Source organism: Streptomyces sp. NPDC088354, from assembly GCF_044753585.1.
Taxonomy (GTDB): Bacteria; Actinomycetota; Actinomycetes; order Streptomycetales; family Streptomycetaceae; genus Actinacidiphila.
Genome location: NZ_JBIVNJ010000014.1, coordinates 60,193 through 81,267, shown reverse-complemented (window position 1 = coordinate 81,267; position 21,075 = coordinate 60,193). Strand labels below are relative to the sequence as shown.

17 protein-coding genes are annotated in these 21,075 nt (G+C 73.0%); 9 read left to right on the top strand and 8 right to left on the bottom strand.

The window, feature by feature from the left end:
- Nucleotides 1-3: 3 nt before the first annotated feature.
- The 3 genes from scpA to ACIP98_RS21720 form a co-directional block, all read right to left on the bottom strand.
- Nucleotides 4-2,187 carry a methylmalonyl-CoA mutase gene (gene scpA / locus ACIP98_RS21730; RefSeq protein ID WP_319664219.1) on the bottom strand — a complete coding sequence of 728 codons (2,184 nt, stop codon included), beginning with the start codon at nt 2,185-2,187 and terminating at the stop codon, nt 4-6.
- Nucleotides 2,187-4,082, bottom strand: a complete 1,896-nt coding sequence (locus tag ACIP98_RS21725) for a methylmalonyl-CoA mutase family protein (RefSeq protein WP_401977501.1) — start codon at nt 4,080-4,082, stop codon at nt 2,187-2,189. The genes scpA and ACIP98_RS21725 overlap by 1 nt, the downstream gene beginning before the upstream one ends.
- A gap of 96 nt (nt 4,083-4,178) precedes the next feature.
- Nucleotides 4,179-4,976 (bottom strand): potassium channel family protein, encoded by a 798-nt coding sequence (locus tag ACIP98_RS21720; protein ID WP_401977499.1) that lies wholly within the window; start codon nt 4,974-4,976, stop codon nt 4,179-4,181.
- A 270-nt stretch (nt 4,977-5,246) separates the two neighbouring features.
- Between ACIP98_RS21720 and ACIP98_RS21715 the strand changes: the two genes are divergently transcribed.
- The gene (locus ACIP98_RS21715) at nt 5,247-7,310 is read left to right on the top strand and encodes a phosphocholine-specific phospholipase C (RefSeq protein WP_401977497.1); all 2,064 of its coding nucleotides are present in this window, start codon (nt 5,247-5,249) and stop codon (nt 7,308-7,310) included.
- Nucleotides 7,311-7,356: 46 nt separating this feature from the next.
- Here the strand turns inward: ACIP98_RS21715 and ACIP98_RS21710 are convergent, their stop codons facing one another.
- The gene (locus ACIP98_RS21710; protein ID WP_319664215.1) at nt 7,357-7,818 is read right to left on the bottom strand and encodes an Lrp/AsnC family transcriptional regulator; all 462 of its coding nucleotides are present in this window, start codon (nt 7,816-7,818) and stop codon (nt 7,357-7,359) included.
- Nucleotides 7,819-7,912: 94 nt separating this feature from the next.
- On the opposite strand from ACIP98_RS21710, the gene ACIP98_RS21705 reads away from it, so the two are divergent.
- Both ACIP98_RS21705 and ACIP98_RS21700 read left to right on the top strand, forming a co-directional pair.
- Nucleotides 7,913-8,758, top strand: a complete 846-nt coding sequence (locus ACIP98_RS21705; RefSeq protein ID WP_319664214.1) for an LLM class flavin-dependent oxidoreductase — start codon at nt 7,913-7,915, stop codon at nt 8,756-8,758.
- Between the two features lie 2 nt (nt 8,759-8,760).
- Complete coding sequence (locus ACIP98_RS21700) at nt 8,761-9,192, top strand: nucleoside deaminase (RefSeq protein ID WP_401977495.1); 432 nt, start codon at nt 8,761-8,763, stop codon at nt 9,190-9,192.
- A gap of 17 nt (nt 9,193-9,209) precedes the next feature.
- On the opposite strand, the gene ACIP98_RS21695 is transcribed toward ACIP98_RS21700, so the two are convergent.
- The 3 genes from ACIP98_RS21695 to ACIP98_RS21685 form a co-directional block, all read right to left on the bottom strand.
- A complete protein-coding gene (locus ACIP98_RS21695) occupies nt 9,210-10,256 on the bottom strand; it encodes an ABC transporter permease (RefSeq protein WP_319664212.1) in 1,047 nt (348 codons plus the stop codon).
- A gap of 2 nt (nt 10,257-10,258) precedes the next feature.
- Nucleotides 10,259-11,848 (bottom strand): sugar ABC transporter ATP-binding protein, encoded by a 1,590-nt coding sequence (locus tag ACIP98_RS21690; protein ID WP_401977492.1) that lies wholly within the window; start codon nt 11,846-11,848, stop codon nt 10,259-10,261.
- Between the two features lie 99 nt (nt 11,849-11,947).
- Nucleotides 11,948-13,000 carry a sugar ABC transporter substrate-binding protein gene (locus ACIP98_RS21685; RefSeq protein WP_401977490.1) on the bottom strand — a complete coding sequence of 351 codons (1,053 nt, stop codon included), beginning with the start codon at nt 12,998-13,000 and terminating at the stop codon, nt 11,948-11,950.
- Nucleotides 13,001-13,260: 260 nt separating this feature from the next.
- Here ACIP98_RS21685 and ACIP98_RS21680 point away from each other — a divergent pair, with 260 nt between their 5' ends.
- From ACIP98_RS21680 to ACIP98_RS21655, 6 genes are all read left to right on the top strand, one after another.
- Nucleotides 13,261-14,601 (top strand): enolase C-terminal domain-like protein, encoded by a 1,341-nt coding sequence (locus tag ACIP98_RS21680; RefSeq protein WP_319664209.1) that lies wholly within the window; start codon nt 13,261-13,263, stop codon nt 14,599-14,601.
- Nucleotides 14,598-15,362, top strand: a complete 765-nt coding sequence (locus ACIP98_RS21675) for an SDR family NAD(P)-dependent oxidoreductase (protein ID WP_401977488.1) — start codon at nt 14,598-14,600, stop codon at nt 15,360-15,362. The genes ACIP98_RS21680 and ACIP98_RS21675 overlap by 4 nt, the downstream gene beginning before the upstream one ends.
- A 14-nt stretch (nt 15,363-15,376) precedes the next feature.
- Nucleotides 15,377-16,378: an aldo/keto reductase gene (locus ACIP98_RS21670; RefSeq protein ID WP_319664207.1), complete on the top strand. Its 1,002-nt coding sequence runs from the start codon at nt 15,377-15,379 to the stop codon at nt 16,376-16,378.
- On the top strand, nt 16,375-16,686 hold the full coding sequence (locus tag ACIP98_RS21665) for an L-rhamnose mutarotase (RefSeq protein WP_401977486.1): 312 nt from the start codon (nt 16,375-16,377) through the stop codon (nt 16,684-16,686). The genes ACIP98_RS21670 and ACIP98_RS21665 overlap by 4 nt, the downstream gene beginning before the upstream one ends.
- Complete coding sequence (locus ACIP98_RS21660; protein WP_401977484.1) at nt 16,683-17,537, top strand: amidohydrolase family protein; 855 nt, start codon at nt 16,683-16,685, stop codon at nt 17,535-17,537. Before ACIP98_RS21665 ends, ACIP98_RS21660 begins: the two co-directional genes overlap by 4 nt.
- A 305-nt stretch (nt 17,538-17,842) precedes the next feature.
- Nucleotides 17,843-19,486, top strand: a complete 1,644-nt coding sequence (locus tag ACIP98_RS21655; RefSeq protein ID WP_319664204.1) for a PucR family transcriptional regulator — start codon at nt 17,843-17,845, stop codon at nt 19,484-19,486.
- A 37-nt stretch (nt 19,487-19,523) separates the two neighbouring features.
- Here the strand turns inward: ACIP98_RS21655 and ACIP98_RS21650 are convergent, their stop codons facing one another.
- Nucleotides 19,524-21,056 (bottom strand): NCS1 family nucleobase:cation symporter-1, encoded by a 1,533-nt coding sequence (locus tag ACIP98_RS21650; protein WP_401977483.1) that lies wholly within the window; start codon nt 21,054-21,056, stop codon nt 19,524-19,526.
- Nucleotides 21,057-21,075 lie beyond the last annotated feature (19 nt).

The following is a 21,075-nucleotide window of genomic DNA, read 5'->3' as shown; positions in this document are numbered from 1 at the left end:
GGCTCACAGTTCGTGGCCGAGCGCGGCGGCGAGCCGCGTGACCAGGTCGTGTGCGGAGTCGGGGATGACCGTGCCGGGCGGGAAGACGGCGGCCGCGCCGGCCTCCAGCAGTTCGGGCACGTCCTGCGGCGGGATGACACCGCCGACCACGATCATGATGTCCTCACGCCCCTCGGCCGCCAGTTCCTCACGCAGCGCGGGCACCAGTGTGAGGTGTCCGGCCGCGAGCGAGGAGACGCCGACGATGTGCACGTCGGCCTCCACCGCCTGGCGGGCCACCTCGGCCGGGGTCTGGAAGAGCGGGCCGACGTCCACGGTGAAACCCAGGTCGGCGAACGCGGTGGCGATCACCTTCTGGCCGCGGTCGTGGCCGTCCTGGCCCATCTTGGCGACCAGGATGCGCGGGCGGCGCCCCTCGGCCTCCTCGAAACGGCCGACCAGCGCCCGGGTGCGGTCCACGGACGGCGACTCCCCTGCCTCGTTGCGGTACACACCGGAGATCGTACGGATCTGCCCGGCGTGCCGGCCGTACACCTTCTCCAGGGCGTCGGAGATCTCACCGACGGTCGCCTTGGCGCGGGCGGCGTTCACCGCGAGTTCCAGCAGGTTGCCGCTGCCGCCCGCGGCGGCGGTCAGGGCGCTCAGCGCGTCCTGGCAGGCGGTCTCGTCGCGCTCCTCGCGCAGCCGGCGCAGCTTGGCGATCTGCTGGGTGCGCACGGAGGAATTGTCGACCTTGAGGACCTCGATCTTCTCGTCGCTGTCCACACGGTACTTGTTGACGCCGATCACCGGCTGGCGGCCGGAGTCGATACGGGCCTGGGTGCGGGCCGCGGCCTCCTCGACGCGCATCTTGGGGATGCCCGCGTCGATGGCCTGGGCCATGCCGCCCGCGGCCTCGACCTCCTGGATGTGCTGCCAGGCGCGGCGCGCGAGGTCGTAGGTCAGCTTCTCCACGTACGCGGACCCGCCCCACGGGTCGATGACCCGGTTGGTGCCCGCCTCCTGCTGCAGCAGCAGCTGGGTGTTGCGGGCGATGCGCGCGGAGAAGTCGGTGGGCAGCGCCAGCGCCTCGTCGAGGGCGTTGGTGTGCAGTGACTGGGTGTGGCCCTGGGTGGCGGCCATGGCCTCCACGCAGGTGCGCGTGACGTTGTTGAAGACGTCCTGCGCGGTGAGCGACCAGCCCGAGGTCTGCGAATGGGTGCGCAGCGACAGCGACTTGACGCTCCTGGGCTCGAACTGCTTGACCAGCTTCGCCCACAGCAGGCGCGCCGCGCGCAGCTTGGCGACCTCCATGAAGAAGTTCATGCCGATCGCCCAGAAGAACGACAGCCGCGGCGCGAAGGCGTCCACGTCCAGGCCCGCGCCGAGACCGGCCCGCAGGTACTCCACGCCGTCGGCGAGGGTGTACGCCAGCTCCAGGTCGGCCGTGGCCCCGGCCTCCTGGATGTGGTAGCCGGAGATGGAGATCGAGTTGTAGCGCGGCATCTTCTGCGAGGTGTACGCGAAGATGTCGGAGATGATCCGCATCGAGGGCTTCGGCGGGTAGATGTAGGTGTTGCGGACCATGAACTCCTTGAGGATGTCGTTCTGGATGGTCCCGGCCAGCTTCTCCGGCGGTACGCCCTGCTCCTCCGCTGCGACGATGTAGAGCGCGAGCACCGGCAGCACGGCGCCGTTCATGGTCATCGACACGGTCATGCGGTCGAGCGGGATGCCGTCGAAGAGCTGCCGCATGTCGTAGATCGAGTCGATGGCGACGCCCGCCATGCCGACGTCGCCGGTGACGCGCGGGTGGTCGCTGTCGTAGCCGCGGTGGGTCGGCAGGTCGAAGGCGACCGACAGGCCCTTCTGGCCCGCGGCGAGGTTGCGCCGGTAGAAGGCGTTGGACTCCTCGGCGGTGGAGAAGCCCGCGTACTGGCGGATCGTCCAGGGCTGGTTGACGTACATCGTCGGGTAGGGGCCGCGCAGGTAGGGCGCGATGCCCGGGTAGGTGCCCAGGAAGTCCAGGCCCTCCAGGTCGCGGCCGGTGTACAGCGGCTTGACGCCGATGCCCTCGGGCGTCTCCCACAGCAGGTCCTCGACTGCACGGCCGGTGGTCTCCTTGACCGCCGCGCGCCACTGGTCCTCGGTGGCACCGCTGCCGGTGCCCGGTCCGAGCTCGATCTCGGAGAAGTCCGGGATCCGCATCACGCCACTCCCATCCGGTCGAGAACCGAGGTCAGGACGGCGACCGCGTCACCGCCCGCGAAGACGAACGCGTCCACGCCGGCCTCCGTGTACGCCTGCTCCCGCGCGCCCGGTCGCCCGGCCAGGAACACCGGGCCCGCGCCGGCGGCCTTGAGGGCGGCGGCCACCTCGGCGGCCTGCTCCTCGTACAGCGTGTCGCTGGAGCACAGGCACGCCACCTGGGCGCCGCTGCGGGCGAACGCCCCGGCCGCGGAGCCGGCGTCCACGGACACCGGGTCCTGCACGGGCTCGATGCCGCCGGCCTGGAAGAGGTTGGCGGCGAAGGTGACCCGGCCGGTGTGCGCGGCGGCGGGGCCGAGGGCGGCGAGGAACACCCTGGGGCGGGTGCCGGTGGCGGCCAGATGCGCGTCCGAGCGGGCGCGCAGCGCCTCGTACGCCTCGTCGCGTCGGACCGCGGGCAGTCCGCCTGAGGGGACGGCCGGGGCCGGGTCGCGCGCGACGGGCGTCTCGGAGAGCAGCGGGAACTCGCTGACGCCCGTGATGGGCTCGCGGCGCTCGGCCAGCGCCTTGGCCCGCACCCGCCAGGTCGCGGCAAGCCGCTCGCCGACCAGGCCGGAGGCCAGCGCGGCGGCCTGGCCGCCGGCCCGCTCCAGCTCCTGGAACCAGGACCAGGCGGCGTCGGCGAGTTCCGCGGTGAGCCGCTCCACGTACCAGGAGCCGCCGGCCGGGTCGACGACCCGGGCCAGGTGGGACTCCTCCATCAGGATGGTCGAGGTGTTGCGGGCGATGCGCCGCGCGAAGGCGTCGGGCAGGCCGAGCGCGTGGTCGAACGGCAGCACCGTGACCGAGTCCGCGCCGCCGACACCGGCGGCGAGCGTCGCGACGGTGGTGCGGAGCATGTTCACCCACGGGTCGCGCCGGCTCATCATCACCGACGAGGTGACGACGTGCTGGCGCTGCGCCCCGGCGGCCGCGGTCGCGCCGCACACCTCGGCGACACGGGACCACAACCGGCGGGCGGCGCGCAGCTTGGCGATGGTCAGGAACTGGTCGGCGGTGGCGGCGTAGCGGAACTCCAGCTGCCCGCAGGCCGCGTCGACCGGCAGCCCGGCCTCGGTGAGCGCGCGCAGGTAGGCCACGCCAGTGGCGAGGGAGGCGGCGAGTTCCTGGGCCGCCGAGCCGCCGGCCTCGTGGTACGGCAGGGCGTCCACGGTCAGCGCGCGCAGCCCCGGGTACTGCTCGTGGGCGCGCAGGGCGAGCCCCGTGGCGGTGGCGGTGTGCGCGTCGAGCGCTCCGGAGTCCCCGGTGCGGGCGAGGTGGCCCAGCGGGTCGGCGCCGAGGTTGCCGCGGGCGGACTCGCGGGCGGTGCCGCTCTCCTCGTACAGCGCGAAGAGCGCGTCCGCCGCCGTCCCGGTGTCCGGGCCTGCGTCGAGGACCACGGGCGCCAGGTCGAGGAAGACCCCCTGGAGCGCGGTGCCGAGCGCGGCGGCGGGCATGCCGGAGCCGCCGACGGCGAGCCAGAGGGAAGTGACGCCGTTCTCCAGGTCGGCGAGCACCGCCTCATTGGTGCGGGCCGCATCGGGCCGCGTGTGGCGCTGCCGTACGTCCCAGCCGGCGGCCACGGGGCCCGCGGGTGCGGCGCCCCGGGTGAAGGGCGCGAAGCCGGGAAGTCCGACCGCGTCGCCGAAGGCTCCCGGCACGTCGGGCGCGGTGTACAGCGGGCGCGTGGTGAGCCCGTCTTCGAGGGTGGTGGACAGCGCGTCCTCCACCGCCTCTCCCGAGACGTCCTTGCCCGCCTTGCGCAGCACGCCCTCCACGAGGGACTGCCACTGCGCACGGCTCGCGTCCGGGAATTCGGCGGCCAGAGAAAGCCCGTCGTCAGGCAGGACCGTCATGCTCAAAGGTTAGTGGGCGTTAGCAGGTGAGCAGCAGGGGCAACGCCTGTGACCTAGCCCATTCCGGGCCGTCTTGATCGGTTCCACTCCGATGCCCTATCCGGGGGGCTGCCCGGGAGTCCCCCCTGGGGTCCTCTCCGGCGGGGCGACGGCCGTGCCGTCCCGCGCGCCGCCCGTGCCGGCGGCGCCGAGCCGGGCCACCTCGCGCCGCAGCTCCCTGACCTCCCGCAGCAGTTCCTCGGTGACCTCCTGGAGGCGGCGGCCCTCCTCCTCGTCCTCCTGGAAGCGGGCCAGGAACCAGGCCGCGATGTTGGCGGTGACCACACCGAGCAGGGCGATCCCGGACAGCATCAGGCCGACGGCGATGAGCCGGCCGACGCCGGTGGTGGGGGCGTGGTCGCCGTAGCCCACGGTCGTCATCGTGGTGAACGACCACCACAGCGCGTCGCCGATCGTGCGGATGTTCCCGTGCGGCGAGTGCCGCTCGGCCTCCAGGACCGCGACCGAGCCGAACGCGAGCAGCCCCAGCACCGCGCCCACCACATAGGTCGTCAGCCGGACCTGCGCCGCCAGCCGGACCCGCTGGCCCACCAGGAAGAGCGTGGACACCAGGCGCAGCAGGCGCAGCGGCTGCAGCAGCGGCAGCACGACCACCGCCAGGCTCAGCGGCTGGCGCTTGACGAACTCCCACCGGTGCTCGCTCAGCACCAGCCGGACCGCGTAGTCGCCCGCGAAGAGCGCCCAGACGCTGCGCTCCGTCCAGTGGGCGGTGGTGATGAGCGCCGGGTCGGCGTCCGGCAGCAGGATCGGCAACGCGTAGGCCGCGCCGAACACCGAGGCCAGGGCGATCAGCGGCGCCCTGGTCCGCTGCTCCCAGCGTTCGAGACGGTTCATGGGGGCAGTATCCCGTGCCCGCCCGGAGCGGTGGGCGTCCCGGCCGCCGGCGCGGTGTCCGGCCGCTGACCTGTGCTGACGCCGGGGACAGTGCGTCGCTCAACTGCCCCCGGGAGCAGTCGTGTCGGGACTGCGGGCGCTCTCGGGCGGGCGGCGGGTTGGCGCAGGCTTCGCGGGTGCTTCTCCTCGGCGCCGACGGGAGTTCGCGCGGGCCTGGTGACACTGGCCACCCCTGCTACGGCCGCGGACCTCCCGGGAGACAGGCCTTACATGAACGCCATCGACCGCAGACGCTTCATGCAACTGGCGGGCGGCACCGCCGCCTTGTCCGTGCTCTCCACCAGCATCGCCCGAGCGGCGGAGATCCCGGCGAACCGCAGGACGCGTTCGCTCCAGGATGTCGAGCACATCGTCGTCCTGATGCAGGAGAACCGCTCCTTCGACCACTACTTCGGCACGCTGCGCGGCGTCCGCGGTTTCGGTGACCCCCACCCGGTGACGCAGCCGAACGGCAAGTCGGTGTGGCACCAGTCGGACGGCACGAAGGACGTCCTGCCTTTCCGCCCGGACCACGACGGCCTCGGGCTGGCCTTCCTGCAGGACCTGCCGCACGGCTGGAACGACGGCCACGCCGCCGTCAACCAGGGCAAGTACGACAGGTGGGTGCCCGCCAAGTCCGCCACCACCATGGCGCACCTGACCCGCGACGACATCCCCTTCCACTTCGCGCTCGCCGAGGCCTTCACGATCTGCGACGCGTACCACTGCTCGTTCATCGGCTCGACCGACCCGAACCGCTACTACATGTGGACGGGGTACACGGGCAACGACGGCAAGGGCGGCGGCCCGGTCCTCGGCAACGAGGAGGCGGGCTACGCCTGGACGACGTACCCGGAGCGCCTGGAGCAGGCCGGCGTGTCGTGGAAGATCTACCAGGACGTCGGCGACGGCCTCGACGCGGCCGGCGGCTGGGGCTGGATCGAGGACGCCTACCGCGGCAACTACGGCGACAACTCGCTGCTGTACTTCGACCAGTACCGCAACGCCGAGCCCGGCGACCCGCTGTACGAAAGGGCCCGCACCGGCACCGACGCCAAGAACGGCGAGGGCTTCTTCGACATCCTGCGTGCCGACGTCACCGCCGGCACGCTCCCCCAGGTCTCCTGGATCGTGGCGCCCGAGGCGTTCACCGAGCACCCCAACTGGCCGGTCAACTACGGCGCCTGGTACATCGCACAGGTGCTGGACGCGCTGACCTCCGACCCGGAGGTGTGGAGCAGGACGGCGCTGCTGATCACCTACGACGAGAACGACGGCTTCTTCGACCACGTCGTCCCGCCGTTCCCGGCCGCCTCCGCCGCGCAGGGCAAGTCCACCGTCGACGTCACCGGCGACCTGTACGCGGGCTCGGGCTCGCGCCCGGCGGGCCCCTACGGGCTCGGCCAGCGCGTGCCGATGTTCGTGGTGTCGCCGTGGAGCAAGGGCGGCTACGTCTGCTCGCAGACCTTCGACCACACCTCGATCCTCCAGCTGATCGAGCGCCGCTTCGGGGTCACCGAGCCCAACATCTCGCCCTGGCGCCGCGCGGTGTGCGGCGACCTGACCTCGGCGTTCGACTTCCGCCACACGGACACCGACGCGGCGGAGCTGCCGGACACCAGCGGCTACCTCCCGCCGGACAACGACCGCCACCCCGACTACGTGCCCACCCCGCCGGTCAAGGGCGCGCTGCCCCGGCAGGAGCCCGGCATGCGCGCGGCGCGGGCCCTGCCGTACGACCTGTCGGCAGACGGCCGGGTGAGCACCGCCACCGGCTCGCTGCGGATCGACTTCGCCTCGCACGGCGCCGCGGGCGCCGGCTTCCTGGTGACGTCGGCGTCGCACGCCGCCGGCCCGTGGACGTACACCGTCGAGGCAGGGCGTTCGCTGTCCGACACGTGGAGCGTCGCCGAGGACGCCCAGGGCGGCTACGACTTCACCGTCCACGGCCCCAACGGCTTCCTGCGCCGCTTCGCCGGGCGGGTCACCGGCGCGGGCCCGGAGGTCAGCGCCCGCCACGACGGGGACCTCGGCATCGCACGGCTCGTCCTGACCAACGACGGCGCCGGCACGGTGCAGTTCACGGTGGCGGACGGGTACGGCAAGGAGAAGGCGGCCACCTACAGGCTGCGTCCCGGCGCCCGTGTCGTGCACTCCGCGGAGACCAAGCGCAGCAGGGGCTGGTACGACCTGACCGTGACCGCGGACCACGACGCGTCCTTCGTGCGCCGCCTGGCCGCCCACGTGGAGAGCGGCTTCACCAGCACCAGCGACCCGGCCATCGCCGCCCGCTGACCGCACGGCACCGTCCGGCACCCGCGTCCGCCGGACCGCCGCGCCGTCACGGCGCGGCGGGCGCGGGGCCGCCCGGTCCCCGGAACGGCAGGGTCTGCCGGTAGACCACGCTGGTGGTCGTGGACCCGAAGCCGGCCAGTTCGTCCATGACCTCCTCCAGGTGGGCCATGGACGTCGCGGCGACCTTCAGCACGTAGCAGTCGTCGCCCGTGGTCCGCAGGCACTCCAGGATCTCCCGCCGTTCGCCGAGCAGGCGGTGCAGCGGCTCGTGCCGGCTGCCCGGATACTTCAGCCGGACGACCGCGAGCACGGGGAACCCCGCCCTGCCCAGGTCGACCTCGGCCCGGTAACCCGTGACGACGCCCAGCGCCTCCAGCCGGCGGACCCGCTCGGTCGTCGCCGACGGACTCAGACTCACCCGGCGGGCCAGTTCGGTGAAGGGGACTCGCCCGTCGCGCTGCAACTCGTCCAGGATCGCCCAGTCGGTCGCGTCAAGACTCTCGGCCATACGCCGAGAATACCGGTGGATCCACGGCAGTCGGCCCCGCACACCGTGAGGAATGACTTACCCGCGGCCACCCGCGGTGGATAGCCTCATCGGCATGCAACTTGGTGTGAACGTCCCGAATTTTGGACCGGGTACCGACCCCGGGGTGTTGCGCGACTGGGCGCGGACGGTGGAGGGGCTCGGCTTCGACCTGCTGATGGTCTCCGACCACCTGGTGGTGACACCCGACGTGGCCGAGCAGTACCCGGCCCCGTTCTACGAGCCGTTCACCACGCTCTCCTGGCTGGCGGGGGTCACCGAACGGGTGAGCCTCGGGACCACGGTGCTGATCGTGCCGTACCGGCACCCGCTGGCCGTGGCCCGGATGGCCGCCAACCTCAACGCGCTCAGCGGCGGCCGGCTGGTGCTGGGGGTGGGCATCGGCTGGGCGCGCCAGGAGTTCGAGGCACTCGGTGTTCCCTTCGAGCGGCGCGGGCGGCTGACGGACGAACACCTGGGCGCCATGCGGGCGGCGTGGCGGAACGGGACCGACTACGCCGGCGGGCCGATCCCGCTGTGGGTCGGCGGCAACAGCGACGCGGGCATCCGCCGGGCGGTCCGGTTGGGCGACGCCTGGCATCCGCTGCGTGCCACGATGCCGTGGATGCGCGAGGCGCTCGGCCGCCTCGCGTCGGCCGCGCTGGAGGCGGACCGGCTCGTCCCGGCATTCGCTCCGCGGATCCTGCTCCGCCTCACCGACGCCCCGGTCACCACGCCCGACCGGCGTGCCGGTGAGGGCACGCTCGACCAGATCATGGACGATCTGCGACAACTGCGCCTGATGGGCGCGAAGTCGGTCGTCCTCGACCCTTTCAGCGGTGACCCCCACGAGACGCTGCGCCCGCAGCGGGCATGGCACGCGCTCGCGGCGGTGGCCGCCCGGCGCACGGAGACGGAGTGACGATGGACGACGAGACGACACGCCTGCTGCGCAGGGCCGTCGCACTGGCCGCCGAGGCCCGTGCCTCGGGCAACCCGCCCTTCGGGTCGCTGCTGGCCGGCCCCGACGGCACGGTTCTGGCAGAGGAGCGCAACAGCAGCATCACCGACGGCGACATCACCGCCCATCCCGAACTGAAGCTGGCCCGCTGGGCGGCGCGCGAGCTGGACCCGGCGACCGCGGCCGCCACGACGATGTACACCAGTTGCCAGCCGTGCGGCATGTGCGCGGGCGCCCTGGAGCGCTCCGGCCTCGGCCGGGTGGTGTACGCCCTGTCCGGCGAACAGCTCATGGGCCTGAAGTCGCCTGCCGCGAGGGCCGGGTTCCCGCACGTTCCGCAGGAGGGCCCGGCCCTGTACGACGAGGCCCGCGTCCCGGTCGAGGGCTACTACTGACCGGCCGCCGGCCGGTGTCACTCCTGCTTCTCCCCGGAGGCGAAGCGGGAGATGATCAGGGCGACGATGATGATCGCGCCGTTGAGGAACTGGTTCCACAGCGGCGGCACGCCCGCCAGCGTCATGACGTTGACGACGAGTTGCAGGGTGAGCACACCGGTCAGCGCCCCGAAGAGCGTGCCGCGCCCGCCGTTGAGGCTGACGCCGCCGATGACGGTCGCGGCGAAGACCTGGAAGATCCAGCCGCTGCCCTGGTCGGCCGAGATCGACCCGTAGTGCCCGCTGTACAGGACGCCCGCGAAGGCCGCGAGCACCCCGCCGACGATCAGGACGACCCAGGTGATCCGGTCCACGCGGATGCCCGCGGTGCGGGCGGCCTCGGCGTTGCCGCCGATCGCGTACAGCGCCCTGCCGTGGCGCAGCCAGGCGAGGGCGCAGCCGCCGACGGCGAACAGGAGGGCGCAGACCCAGATCGCGGCGGGCACCCCGAACCAGGAGGCGTGACCCAGATAGGTGAACGAGCCGGGCAGTTCGACGATGGAACGCCCCTCGGAGATGGCGATCTGCAGACCGCGCAGCATGGTGAGGGCGCCCAGGGTGACGATGAAACCGTTCAGGCGCAGCTTGAGGATCAGGAAGCCGTTGACCGCGCCGATCACCGCGCCCACCAGCAGGCACAGCGGGATCGCCGTCCATACGGGAAGGAGTTCCAGGCCGGTGAAACGGCCGCCGGAGGAGGGCAGCACGAGCCACACGGCGATCACCGGGGCGACGCCGATGGTGGACTCCAGGGACAGGTCCATGCGCCCGGCGATCAGGATCAGCGCCTCGGCGAGCACCAGCAGGCTCAGCTCGGTGGACTGCTGGGCGACGCCGATGAGGTTGTCGGAGGTCAGGAAGGCGGGCGAGACGATGAAACCGATGACCCCGAGCACGAAGATGGCCGGGACGAGGGAGAGTTCGCGGAAGCGCGCGAGGCCGCCGGGCCCGCGGCGCGGCGCGTCCGCCGCGGAGTCCTTCGCGGTGGGCACCGGGGGTTCGGTGACGTCGGTGGTGGCGGACATGACTACCTTTCCTGCTCTCGGGGGCCGGGGACACCGGCGGTGTCGTTCGCTCCGGCGGACGGGGCGCGGGACACGCCCTCCATGGCGGCGACGAGTTCCTCGTCCCGCCAGCCCCGGCCGAACTCCGCGACGACCCGGCCGTGGAACATCGCCACGATCCGGTCGCAGGCCCTCAGGTCGTCCAGTTCGTCGGAGATGATCAGTGCCGCCCGGCCCGCGCCGGCGACCTGGCGGATCCTGCCGAGCAGGAACTCCTTGGACCGCACGTCCACGCCGTTGGTCGGCCGGACCGCCACCAGGACGTGCGGGTCGGTGGCGAGCGCGCGGGCGACCACGACCTTCTGCTGGTTGCCGCCGGACAGCGCGGAGACGGGCGTGGCGAAACCCGGGGTCCTGATGTCCAGGTCCGCGATCATCCGCTCGGCGAAGTCCCGGGTGCGCGAGGGGAGCACGGTGCCGAGCGGCCCGAGCTGGTCGGTGACGGTCAGGGTGGCGTTCTCGGCCACGCTGCGGTTGCCGACCAGTCCCTGGTGGTGGCGGTCCTCGGGCACCAGGCCCACGCCCGCCGCGATCGCGTCGGGCACCCCGCCGGCCCGCACCTGGCGCCCGGCGACGGCGATCCGCCCGGTGTCGGCGCGGTGCAGCCCCGCGATGGTCTCGCCGAGCCGGACGTTGCCGCTGGCGGTGGCTCCCGCGAGGCCCACCACCTCACCGGCGCGCACCGAGAGGCTGACGTCCCGGTACGCCCCGTCGAGCGTCAGCCCGGCGACGGAGAGCAGTTCGGGTCCTTCGCCCTCGCCCGCCACCGAGGCGGCTGCCGTGGTCTCCCCGGGCCGCCCCGCCCCGGCGGACTCCCCCGTCATCGCCTCCACCAGGGCGTCGTGGTCGATCTCGGCCACGGGCGCGGTCACGATGTGGCGGGCGTCGCGGTAGACGGTGACGGTGGTGCAGAGGTCGTAGACCTCCTGCAGGTGGTGCGAGATGAACAGGAAGGCCACACCCTGGCGTTGCAGGTCGCGGAGCTTGTCGAACAGGCGCGAGATGCCGCGGGCGTCCAGACGTGCGGTGGGCTCGTCGAGGATGATGAAGCGCGCGCCGAAGGACAGCGCCCGGGCGATCTCGACGAACTGCCGCTGCTCGACGGTGAGGTCGCGGGCCCGTGCGGCGGGGTCGATGTCGACCCCGTACTCGGCGAGCAGGTCCGTCGCCCGCTGCCGCAGGGTCTTCCAGCGGATGGGCCGCAGGGCCGTGGCACTCTGCCGGTTGAGGAAGAGGTTCTCGGCCACCGACAGCTCGCCGATGACCGTGGATCGCTGGTAGACGCACGCGACGCGGGCGCGCCAGGCGTCGGTGTCCCCGAACGAGGGAGCCGGTGCGCCCGAGAAGCGCAGGCTCCCCGCGTCGGGCTGGTGCAGGCCGGTGAGGATGTTGACGAGGGTGGACTTACCCGCGCCGTTGCGGCCGACGAGTGCGTGCGACTCGCCGGCGGCGACCGAGATGCGGGCGTCGCGCAGCGCCACGGTGGCGCCGAAGCGTTTGCCGATCCCGGTCGCCTCGGCCACGGGGGGCGGAGCGGTGGCGGGGTCCGCCATGGTGGATTCCGTTCTGCGGATGCGGTGCGGGCGGGCGGTGCGATGGGGGTGCGGTGCGATCGGGTGGGGCCGGCCGCCGGCCGGCCCCGAGGTCGCGGGTCAGCCGATGTTGTTGCCCCACAGGGCCTTGTCGTCGACGTTGTCCTTGGTCACCAGGGGCGCCGGGAGCTGGTCCTCCAGGCCGTTGGGGATGGCGATGATGGTGGAGTCGTGGTCGGTGGGCCCGGCCTTGAAGGTCTTTCCGTCGGCGGCTGCCTCGGCGTAGAAGAGCGCGTACTTGGCGTACAGGTCGGCGGGCTGGGAGACGGTCGCGTCGATCTCGCCCTTGCGGATCGCGTCGAGCTCCTGCGGGATGCCGTCGTTGGAGACGATGAAGATGTGGCCCTTCTGGCCGGCCGGCTTGAGCAGGCCCTTCTGCTTCAGCAGGGCGAGGGTGGGCTGCAGGAAGACACCGCCGGCCTGCATGTAGACACCGCCGAGGTCGGGGTGCTGGGCGAGCAGGCTCTGCAGCTTGGCCGACGCCACGTCACCCTTCCAGTCGGTCGGCAGCTCGAAGACCGTGATCCCGGGGAACTTGTCCTTCATGCAGGCCGCGAACGCCTCGGAGCGGTCCCGTCCGTTGATGGAGTCCAGGGCGCCCTGGAACTCGGCGACCTTGCCCTTGCCGCCCATCTGCTCGCCGAGGAACTCGCACGCCTTGGTGCCGTACGCCTTGTTGTCGGCGCGGACGACCATGTAGACGTCGCCCTTGTCGGGGCGGGTGTCCACGCTGACGACCGGGATCTTCTTGCCGGCCAGGGTGTCCAGCGTGGAGGCGATGGCGCCGGTGTCCTGCGGGGCCATCACGACGGACTTCGCGCCGGTGTTCTCGAACACCTGCACGTTGGCGACGAGCTTGGTGACGTCGTTCTGGGAGTTGCTGCGCGGCAGGGCGTTCAGGCCGTCGTCCTTGATGCCCTGCTCGATGTACTGCGCGTAGGAGTTCCAGAAGTCGGAGTCGGAGCGCGGCAGGTCGATGCCGATGGCCGGCTTCTTGTCCCCACCTGTCCCGGCGGTGCTGTCGCTGCCGCGGTTGCAGGCGGTGGCGAGGGCGGCCATCGCGAGTGCGGCCGCGGCGGCCGCGGCGGTGGAGCGCGTACGGGCGAGCTTCATGGCCGTGTTCTCTCCTTGCCCAGTGCGGGGGCGATTCATCCGAGGTATCGCGGACGAGAAGGAAAGTAAGTCCGCCGTGCGGCCGTGACAACCCCCTGTACGGACACGATCGGAGGAATCCGTCGCCCACAGTGCCCGAGACGCTCTCCTGGCACAGACATCCGAGGAATGGATTGCCAGCCGCGGCCGATGGCGCTTACAGTCACCGTGGCGCGAGACCTCCGATGTCTTGCCCATGGCCGAGCGTGAAAGGCAGCCACTTGTCCGCGACCTCCGCCTGTATCACCGCGATCGACACCCATGACATCCGCTTCCCCACCTCACGGGAACTGGACGGGTCGGACGCGATGAACCCGGATCCCGACTACTCCGCCGCGTACGTGGTGCTGCGCACCGACGCCGACGACGGCCTGGAGGGGCACGGCTTCGTCTTCACCATCGGGCGCGGCAACGACGTCCAGGTCGCGGCGATCGAGGCACTGCGCCCGCACCTGGTCGGCCGCCCGGTGGACGAGGTGTGCGCCGACCCCGGCTCGGTCGCCCGCGACCTGACCGGCGACAGCCAGCTGCGCTGGCTGGGCCCCGAGAAGGGCGTGATGCACATGGCGATCGGCGCCGTCGTCAACGCCGTGTGGGACCTGGCCGCCAAGCGCGCCCACAAGCCGCTGTGGCGCCTGCTGGCCGACGCGGAGCCCGAATGGCTGCTCTCCCAGATCGACTTCCGCTACATCGCCGACGCCCTCACCCCTGAACGCGCCCTGGAACTGCTGCGGCGCGGCAAGGAGGGCGCGGCCGGCCGCGCCGCGACGCTCCAGGAGCAGGGCTACCCCGGCTACACCACCTCGCCCGGCTGGCTCGGCTACTCCGACGAGAAGCTGACCCGGCTCGCCAAGCAGGCGGTCGCCGACGGCTTCGCCCAGATCAAGCTGAAGGTCGGCGCCGACCTGGAGGACGACATCCGCCGGCTGCGCGCCGCCCGCGCCGCCGTCGGCCCCGACGTGCGCATCGCGATCGACGCCAACCAGCGCTGGAACGTCGGCGAGGCCGTGGCCTGGGTGAACGCGCTCGGCGAGTTCGAGCCGTACTGGATCGAGGAGCCGACCTCGCCGGACGACGTCCTCGGCCACGCCGCCATCCGCGAGGCCGTGGCCCCGGTGCGGGTCGCCACCGGCGAGCACGTGCAGAACCGCATCGTCTTCAAGCAGTTGCTGCAGGCCGGGGCGATCGACGTGCTCCAGATCGACGCAGCGCGTGTCGGCGGCGTCAACGAGAATCTGGCCATCCTGCTGCTGGCCGCCGCCTTCGGTGTGCCGGTCTGCCCGCACGCGGGCGGCGTCGGGCTGTGCGAACTGGTGCAGCACCTGTCGATGTTCGACTTCGTGGCGCTGTCCGGTACCACCGAGGACCGCACCATCGAGTACGTGGACCATCTCCACGAACACTTCGTGACCCCGGTCGTCATCCGGCACGGCCACTACACCGCACCCGCCGCACCCGGATTCTCGGCGCAGATGAGACCGGAATCGATCGACGAGTTCCGCTACCCGGACGGTACGTTCTGGGTGGCCGACCGGGCACGGCAGGAGGGACAGCAGGCATGAGCGAACTGGACGGGCTCGACGGGCTGACAGCCCTGGTGACGGGCGGGGCCTCGGGGATCGGACTGGCCACCGCGCGGCTGCTCGCCGAGCGCGGCGCCCGGGTCGCCGTGCTCGATCTCGCGCCCGGCGCGCTGCCGGAGCCGCTGCTGGCGTTCAAGGCGGACGTCTCGGACGACGCCTCCACGCGGGCCGCGGTCGACGCGGCGGCGCAGGAGCTGGGCGGTCTCGACATCCTCGTCAACAACGCCGGGATCGGCGCCGCGGGCACCGTCGAGGACAACCCCGACGAGCAGTGGCACCGCGTCCTCGACGTCAACGTCCTCGGCATGGTCCGCACCACTCGCGCGGCCCTCCCCCACCTGCGGCGCTCCGCCCACGCCGCGGTCGTCAACACCTGCTCGATCGCCGCGACCGCGGGCCTGCCGCAGCGCGCGCTGTACAGCGCGAGCAAGGGCGCGGTGCTGTCGCTGACCCTGGCGATGGCGGCCGACCACGTCCGCGAGGGCGTCCGCGTCAACTGCGTCAACCCCGGTACCGCCGACACCCCGTGGGTGGCGCGGCTGCTGGACGCGGCCGACGACCCCGAGGCCGAACGCGCCGCCCTGCGGGCCCGGCAGCCCATGGGCCGCCTGGTGACCGCGGAAGAGGTGGCGGCTGCCATCGTCTACCTGGCGAGCCCCGCGGCCGCCTCGGTCACCGGCACCGCGCTCGCGGTCGACGGCGGCATGGCCGGGCTGCGCCTGCGCCCGGCCGGGCAGTGAGAGGAACCGCCGGGATGCGACGCAACACACTGGGCCGCAGCGGCGTCCCCGTGACCGCGGTGGGCTTCGGCGCCGCCGCGATCGGCAACCTCTTCACGCCCGTCACCGACGAGGCGGCGGCGCAGGCCGTCGACGCCGCCTGGGACGCGGGCATCCGCTACTTCGACACCGCCCCGCACTACGGCCTGGGGCTGTCCGAACGGCGCATCGGCGCCGCCCTGCGCGACCGGCCGCGAGAGCAGTACACCGTCTCCACCAAGGTGGGCCGCCTCCTGGTGCCCGCCGAGGACGGCGGCGCGGCCGGCGACGACCTCGCGAACGGCTTCGCCGTCCCCGCCACCCACCGCCGGGTCTGGGACTTCAGCGCCGACGGCGTGCGCCGCAGCATCGAGGACAGCCTGGAACGCCTCGGCCTCGACCGCATCGACGTCGCCTTCCTGCACGATCCGGACGAGCACGCCGAAGAGGCCTTCGGCCAGGGCTACCCGGCCCTGGAGAAGCTGCGCTCCGAGGGCGTCGTGGACGCCATCGGCGCCGGCATGAACCAGACGGGCATGCTCGCGCGCTTCCTGCGCGACACCGACGTGGACGTGGTGCTGATGGCCGGCCGCTACACGCTGCTGGAGCAGGAGGGCCTGGCCCAAGTACTGCCGGAGGCGGCGGCGCGCGGCAAGAGCGTGGTGGTCGGCGGCGTCTTCAACTCCGGTCTGCTGATCGACCCGCACCCGGACGCCCGGTACGAGTACGCGCCGGCGCCCGCCCCCGTCCTGGCCCGCGCCCGCCGGCTCCAGACCGTCACCGGCCGCCACGGCGTCCCGCTGCGCGCGGCTGCCCAGCGCTTCCCGGCGGGCCACCCGGCCGTGTCCAGCGTGCTGCTGGGGCTGCGCTCGCCCGCGGAGGTGCGGGACGCAGAGGCGATGCACAAGCACCCGCTGCCGGCCGCCCTCTGGGACGACCTGCGCGCGGAGGGGCTGCTCGACGCCGACGTGCCCGTCCCTGCCGGGGAGGCGTGGTGAGAGTCGCACTGCACACCAGGGTCCGCACCGACCGGATCGAGGAGTACGAGGCGGCGCACCGCGAGGTGCCCGGGGAGCTCACCACCGCGATCCGCGCCGCGGGCGTGCGCGAGTGGACGATCTGGCGCAGCGGCACCGACCTGTTCCACCTCCTGGACGTGGACGACTACCCCGCGATGATCGCGGCACTGGAGCGGCTGCCCGTCAACATCGCCTGGCAGGCGCGGATGGCCGGGCTGCTGGAGGTCGCGCACGACTACTCGGCGGACGGCGCCGGGGCGGCCCTTCCGGTGGTGTGGGAACTGTGAGCGTGCCGCACGGCGTCGTGGACGCCCACCACCACGTCTGGGACCTGTCCGTCCGCGACCAGGACTGGATCACCGGCGAACGGCTGGCGCCGCTGCGCCGCTCGTTCTCCGTCACCCACCTCGAACCGGAGGCGCGGGCGGCGGGCGTCACCGCCACCGTCCTCGTGCAGACCGTCACCGTCGCGGAGGAGACGCCGGAGTTCCTGGCCCTCGCCGCGCGGGGCGGTCTCGTCGCGGGGGTCGTGGGCTGGACCGACCTGACGGACCCGGCGGTCGCCGGCCGGCTGGCCGCCTTGCGTGAACTGCCCGGCGGTGACCGCCTGGTGGGCATCCGCCACCAGGTGCAGGGCGAGGCCGACCCCGAGTGGCTGCTCCGCCCGGACGTGCAGCGCGGGCTGCGCGCCGTGGCCGACGCCGGGCTGGTCTACGACCTGGTGGTCCTGGCCGAGCAGTTGCCGGCGGCCGCCAAGGCCGCGGCGCTCCTGCCCGACCTGGTGTTCGTCCTGGACCACCTGGGCAAACCCCCGATCGCCGCGGGCACGTTGCGCCCGTGGGCGGACGACGTGCGGGCGCTGGCCGCGCTGCCCAACGCCGTCTGCAAGCTGTCGGGCATGGTCACCGAGGCCGACTGGGACACCTGGACCACCGCCGACCTCGCGCCCTACGCCGGCACCGTGCTCGACGCCTTCGGCCCGGACCGCCTGATGTTCGGCTCCGACTGGCCGGTCTCGCGGCTCGCCGCCTCCTACGCCGAGGTCGTCGACGCCGCCCGCACCCTGACCGATCACCTCAGCCCCGCCGAACGCGACGCGGTCTTCTCCGGGACCGCCCGCCGCGTCTACGGCCTTTGAGGGACGCCGACCCCGTGGGCGGTCCGGCCCGGACCGCCCACGGCGTGGCACCGGCGAAACCGGAGGCGCCCGACCCGCCGCGCCACGACGGCACCGGCACCGGACCCGTCCCGGGGGGACTCACGGCGGCCGGCGGCCCCGCAGGGCAGCTGCGCCGCGGCGGCCTCTTCCAGCCCTTCCGGCCCCCAAGGGGCACACGCCGGCCGGCCCGCTCCCCGGGCACGAGTTCGGGTTCGGCAAGCCGCACGCCGCAGGGCGGTGACTAGACTCCCACCCCTGGCAGGACGAGGGACGGGCGTGATCGCGTGGGCGACGACAGACCGGACGCACCCCCGCCGCACACGGCGGGTCGGCTGACCGTGCGCGACGTCCTGGACCTGGACCTGGTCACGCCCTGGGGCCCGGAGGTCGTCGCGGGCTCCGCGCACCTGCACCGCGCGGTGCGCTGGCTGCACGTGGCCGAGGCGCTGGACGTCGGGGTCATGCTCAGCGGCGGCGAGATGGTGCTCACCACCGGCCTGCTGCTGGCGGGCGACGAACGGGCGCAGCGCGAGTACATCGAGTCGATGCAGCGCGCCGACGTCGCCGCCGTGGTCCTGGGCCTCGGACGCGCCTTCCGCACCACGCCCGAGCCGATGCGGCGGGCCGCCGAGCGCTGCGGGGTGCCGCTGATCGTGCTGCACCGGCCGGCGCCGTTCGCCCGGCTGACCGAGGAGGTGCACGCGCGCCTGGTGCACGGCCGATTCGCCGCCCTCGACCTGTCGGAGCGGGTACGGTCCTCGCTGACCGTGCTCAATCTCTCCGGGGCGACGCTGCAGCGGGTGCTGGACGAGATCGCCGCGCTGAGCGGCTGCCCCGCGCTCGTGGTCAATCTCGCGCAACGCGTACTGGCCTCGGCCGGCGACCAGGGGTCGCTCAACGGCCTGCTGCGGGACTGGGAACGGGTCTCCCGCCAGGTGGCGGAGCTCGCGGGGAGCGGCGCGGTGACGGTCGGCCCGGACGGCTGGATCGTGGCACCGCTGGAGGCCAGGGGGCAGCAGTGGGGCCGGCTGGTGCTCGTCGGCCACCAGGGCACGGAGGAGTCGGGGCACCTGCTGGGCACCCGCGCCGCCGAGGCGCTGGCCATGCACCGCCTGCTGGGCGACCGCGACCGGGGCTGGGAGGACCAGGCCGCGGAATCGCTGCTGCTCGACCTCGCGTCGGGAACCGCCCGCCCGGAGCAGTTGCTGACCCGGGTCCGCGCCGCCGGTCTGCCGGTCAACCGGCGCGTCTTCGTGCCCGTGGTCGTACGCCCCCTCGGCCCGGCGCGCGACGGCCGGGACGACGTGCCGGAGCTGATCGAACGCGCGCTGGCGGAGCATCCCGACGTCGCGGGCCTGGTGGCCCGGATCGGCCCGGCCGGGACGGCGGTCCTGCTCAGCGTCCCGTACGGGCAGGACACCGACGCCGCCGTGCGGCGGGTCGCCGTCCAGGTGCACGAGGAACTGGCGGCCCGGGGCCGGACGGCGGTCGCCGGGGCGGGCTTCGGCTGCCGCGAACTGGACGAGGTCCGGCGCTCCTTCGTCGAGGCGGTGCACGTCGCGGACGCGGCGGTGGCCGGGCCCCCGGCGGCACCGGTGGCGCGGCTGCGGGACGTGCGGCTGCGCGGCCTGGTCCGGCTGATGCGGGACGAGCCGGAGCTCCAGGCCTTCATCGGGCGGGAGTTGGGGCCGCTGCTGCGGAACCCGGCCCTGCTGGACGTGCTGCGCACCTATCTGGACACCGGCCGCAACAAGTCGGCGGCGGCCCAGGTGCACCACGTCAGCCGCCCGGCGTTCTACCGGCGGCTGCAGAGCATCGAGTCACTGCTCGGCATCGACCTGGACGACTGGGAGCAGCTGACGTCGCTGTACGTCGCGCTCCTCGCGCACGAGGCGCAGCGCGCCGCGGGGCCCGGGGCCGACCGCTGAGGCGGCCGGCCCCGGGCCCCGCGTGCGAGCGCCGGGGTCAGGTCCTGCGGTCGGGGGCGAGCCGGGTCAGCAGGAGGTAGGCGATCAAGGACGCGGCCAGGCCGACGGCCCAGCCGTAGTCGGCGAGCGGCTTGAGGAAGGGGATCATCCCGTCGACGGGGAACGGCCCCTGCTTGACGCCCTTCGCGTCGAGCCCTGAGTGCGAGCCGCCGATGGCGAGGACGCCGCCGACCGCGAACGCCGCCAGCGCCCGCCAGTTCCAGCCGCCGTCGTACCAGTACCGGCCCTCCGCCCGGTACAGGTCGGCGAGTTCGAGCCGGGTGCGGCGGATGATCCAGTAGTCGGCGATGAGGATGCCGGCCACGGTGCCGAGCAGACCGCCGACCGTGCCGAGCCAGGTGAAGATGTACGCCTGCGGGCTCGCCAGCAGCTTCCAGGGGAAGATGACGACGCCCACCACCGCGGTGATCAGCGCGCCGGTGCGGAAGCTGATCCTGCGCGGCGCGATGTTGGAGAGGTCGAAGGCCGGCGAGACCACGTTGGCCGCGATGTTCACCGACAGGGTCGCCACCAGCACCGTGATGAGCGCGAAGAGCACCCCGGCCCAGTTGTCCAGCTTGGCGGCCAGCGCCACCGGGTCCCAGATCGGTTCCCCGTACACGGCCTGCGAGCCCGAGGTGACCAGCACCGAGAGCAGCGCGAACAGCGTCATCGTGGTGGGCAGGCCCAGGGACTGGCCCCACAGCTGGGCGCGCTGGCCCGCGGCGTAGCGGGTGAAGTCGGGGATGTTGAGGGACAGCGTCGACCAGAAGCCGATCATGCCCATGAGCGCGGGGAAGAAGACCTTCCAGAAGCCGGATCCCCAGCCGAGCGAGGAGGGCTGGTCGAGCAGCGGGCCGAAGCCCCCGGCCTTGACGCTCATCCAGATCAGCAGCGCGACGGCGCCGACGATGACGAAGGGCGCCGCCCAGTTCTCGAAGCGCCGGACCGTCTCCATGCCGCGCACGATGATCGCGACCTGCAGGATCCAGAAGATCACGAACGACAGCCACTGCGTCCACGGGTAACCGCCGATGTGGCCCGCGGTCGCCCAGTCGTCGCCGAAGAGCTTCCCGGCGAGCAGGAAGATGCCGGAGCCGCCGATCCACGTCTGGATGCCGAACCAGACGCAGGCCACCGCCGCCCGCACCAGCGCCGGCAGGTTCGCGCCCCGGACGCCGAAGGACGCCCGCGCGAAGACCGGGAAGGGAATGCCGTACTTGGGTCCCGCGTGGCCGGTGAGCAGCATCGGCACGAGGACGACGAGGTTGGCCAGGGCGATGGTGAACACCGCCTGCTTCCAGTCCATGCCGAGCGCGACCAGGCCGGACGCGAGCGTCCAGGAGGCGACGTTGTGGGCCATGCCGACCCACAGCGCGGTGAAGTTGTACGTGGTCCACTTGCGTTGGGCCAGCGGGACCGGGAGCAGGTCCTCGTTGGCGTACGGGCCGGTCGGGATCGCGTCGGGCGCGAGCTCGACGCGGCCTTCGGCGCCGGTTCTTCCTGCGGGCGGTGGAGCGGTGGCTGTCATGGCAGCAGCCCCTTCGTTC

Coding starts and splice junctions, on each gene's coding strand:
- scpA (WP_319664219.1), bottom strand. CDS start 2,187: ATGCGGATCCCGGACTTCTCCGAGATCGAGCTCGGACCGGGCACCGGC.
- ACIP98_RS21725 (WP_401977501.1), bottom strand. CDS start 4,082: ATGACGGTCCTGCCTGACGACGGGCTTTCTCTGGCCGCCGAATTCCCG.
- ACIP98_RS21720 (WP_401977499.1), bottom strand. CDS start 4,976: ATGAACCGTCTCGAACGCTGGGAGCAGCGGACCAGGGCGCCGCTGATC.
- ACIP98_RS21715 (WP_401977497.1), top strand. CDS start 5,247: ATGAACGCCATCGACCGCAGACGCTTCATGCAACTGGCGGGCGGCACC.
- ACIP98_RS21710 (WP_319664215.1), bottom strand. CDS start 7,818: ATGGCCGAGAGTCTTGACGCGACCGACTGGGCGATCCTGGACGAGTTG.
- ACIP98_RS21705 (WP_319664214.1), top strand. CDS start 7,913: ATGCAACTTGGTGTGAACGTCCCGAATTTTGGACCGGGTACCGACCCC.
- ACIP98_RS21700 (WP_401977495.1), top strand. CDS start 8,761: ATGGACGACGAGACGACACGCCTGCTGCGCAGGGCCGTCGCACTGGCC.
- ACIP98_RS21695 (WP_319664212.1), bottom strand. CDS start 10,256: ATGTCCGCCACCACCGACGTCACCGAACCCCCGGTGCCCACCGCGAAG.
- ACIP98_RS21690 (WP_401977492.1), bottom strand. CDS start 11,848: ATGGCGGACCCCGCCACCGCTCCGCCCCCCGTGGCCGAGGCGACCGGG.
- ACIP98_RS21685 (WP_401977490.1), bottom strand. CDS start 13,000: ATGAAGCTCGCCCGTACGCGCTCCACCGCCGCGGCCGCCGCGGCCGCA.
- ACIP98_RS21675 (WP_401977488.1), top strand. CDS start 14,598: ATGAGCGAACTGGACGGGCTCGACGGGCTGACAGCCCTGGTGACGGGC.
- ACIP98_RS21670 (WP_319664207.1), top strand. CDS start 15,377: ATGCGACGCAACACACTGGGCCGCAGCGGCGTCCCCGTGACCGCGGTG.
- ACIP98_RS21650 (WP_401977483.1), bottom strand. CDS start 21,056: ATGACAGCCACCGCTCCACCGCCCGCAGGAAGAACCGGCGCCGAAGGC.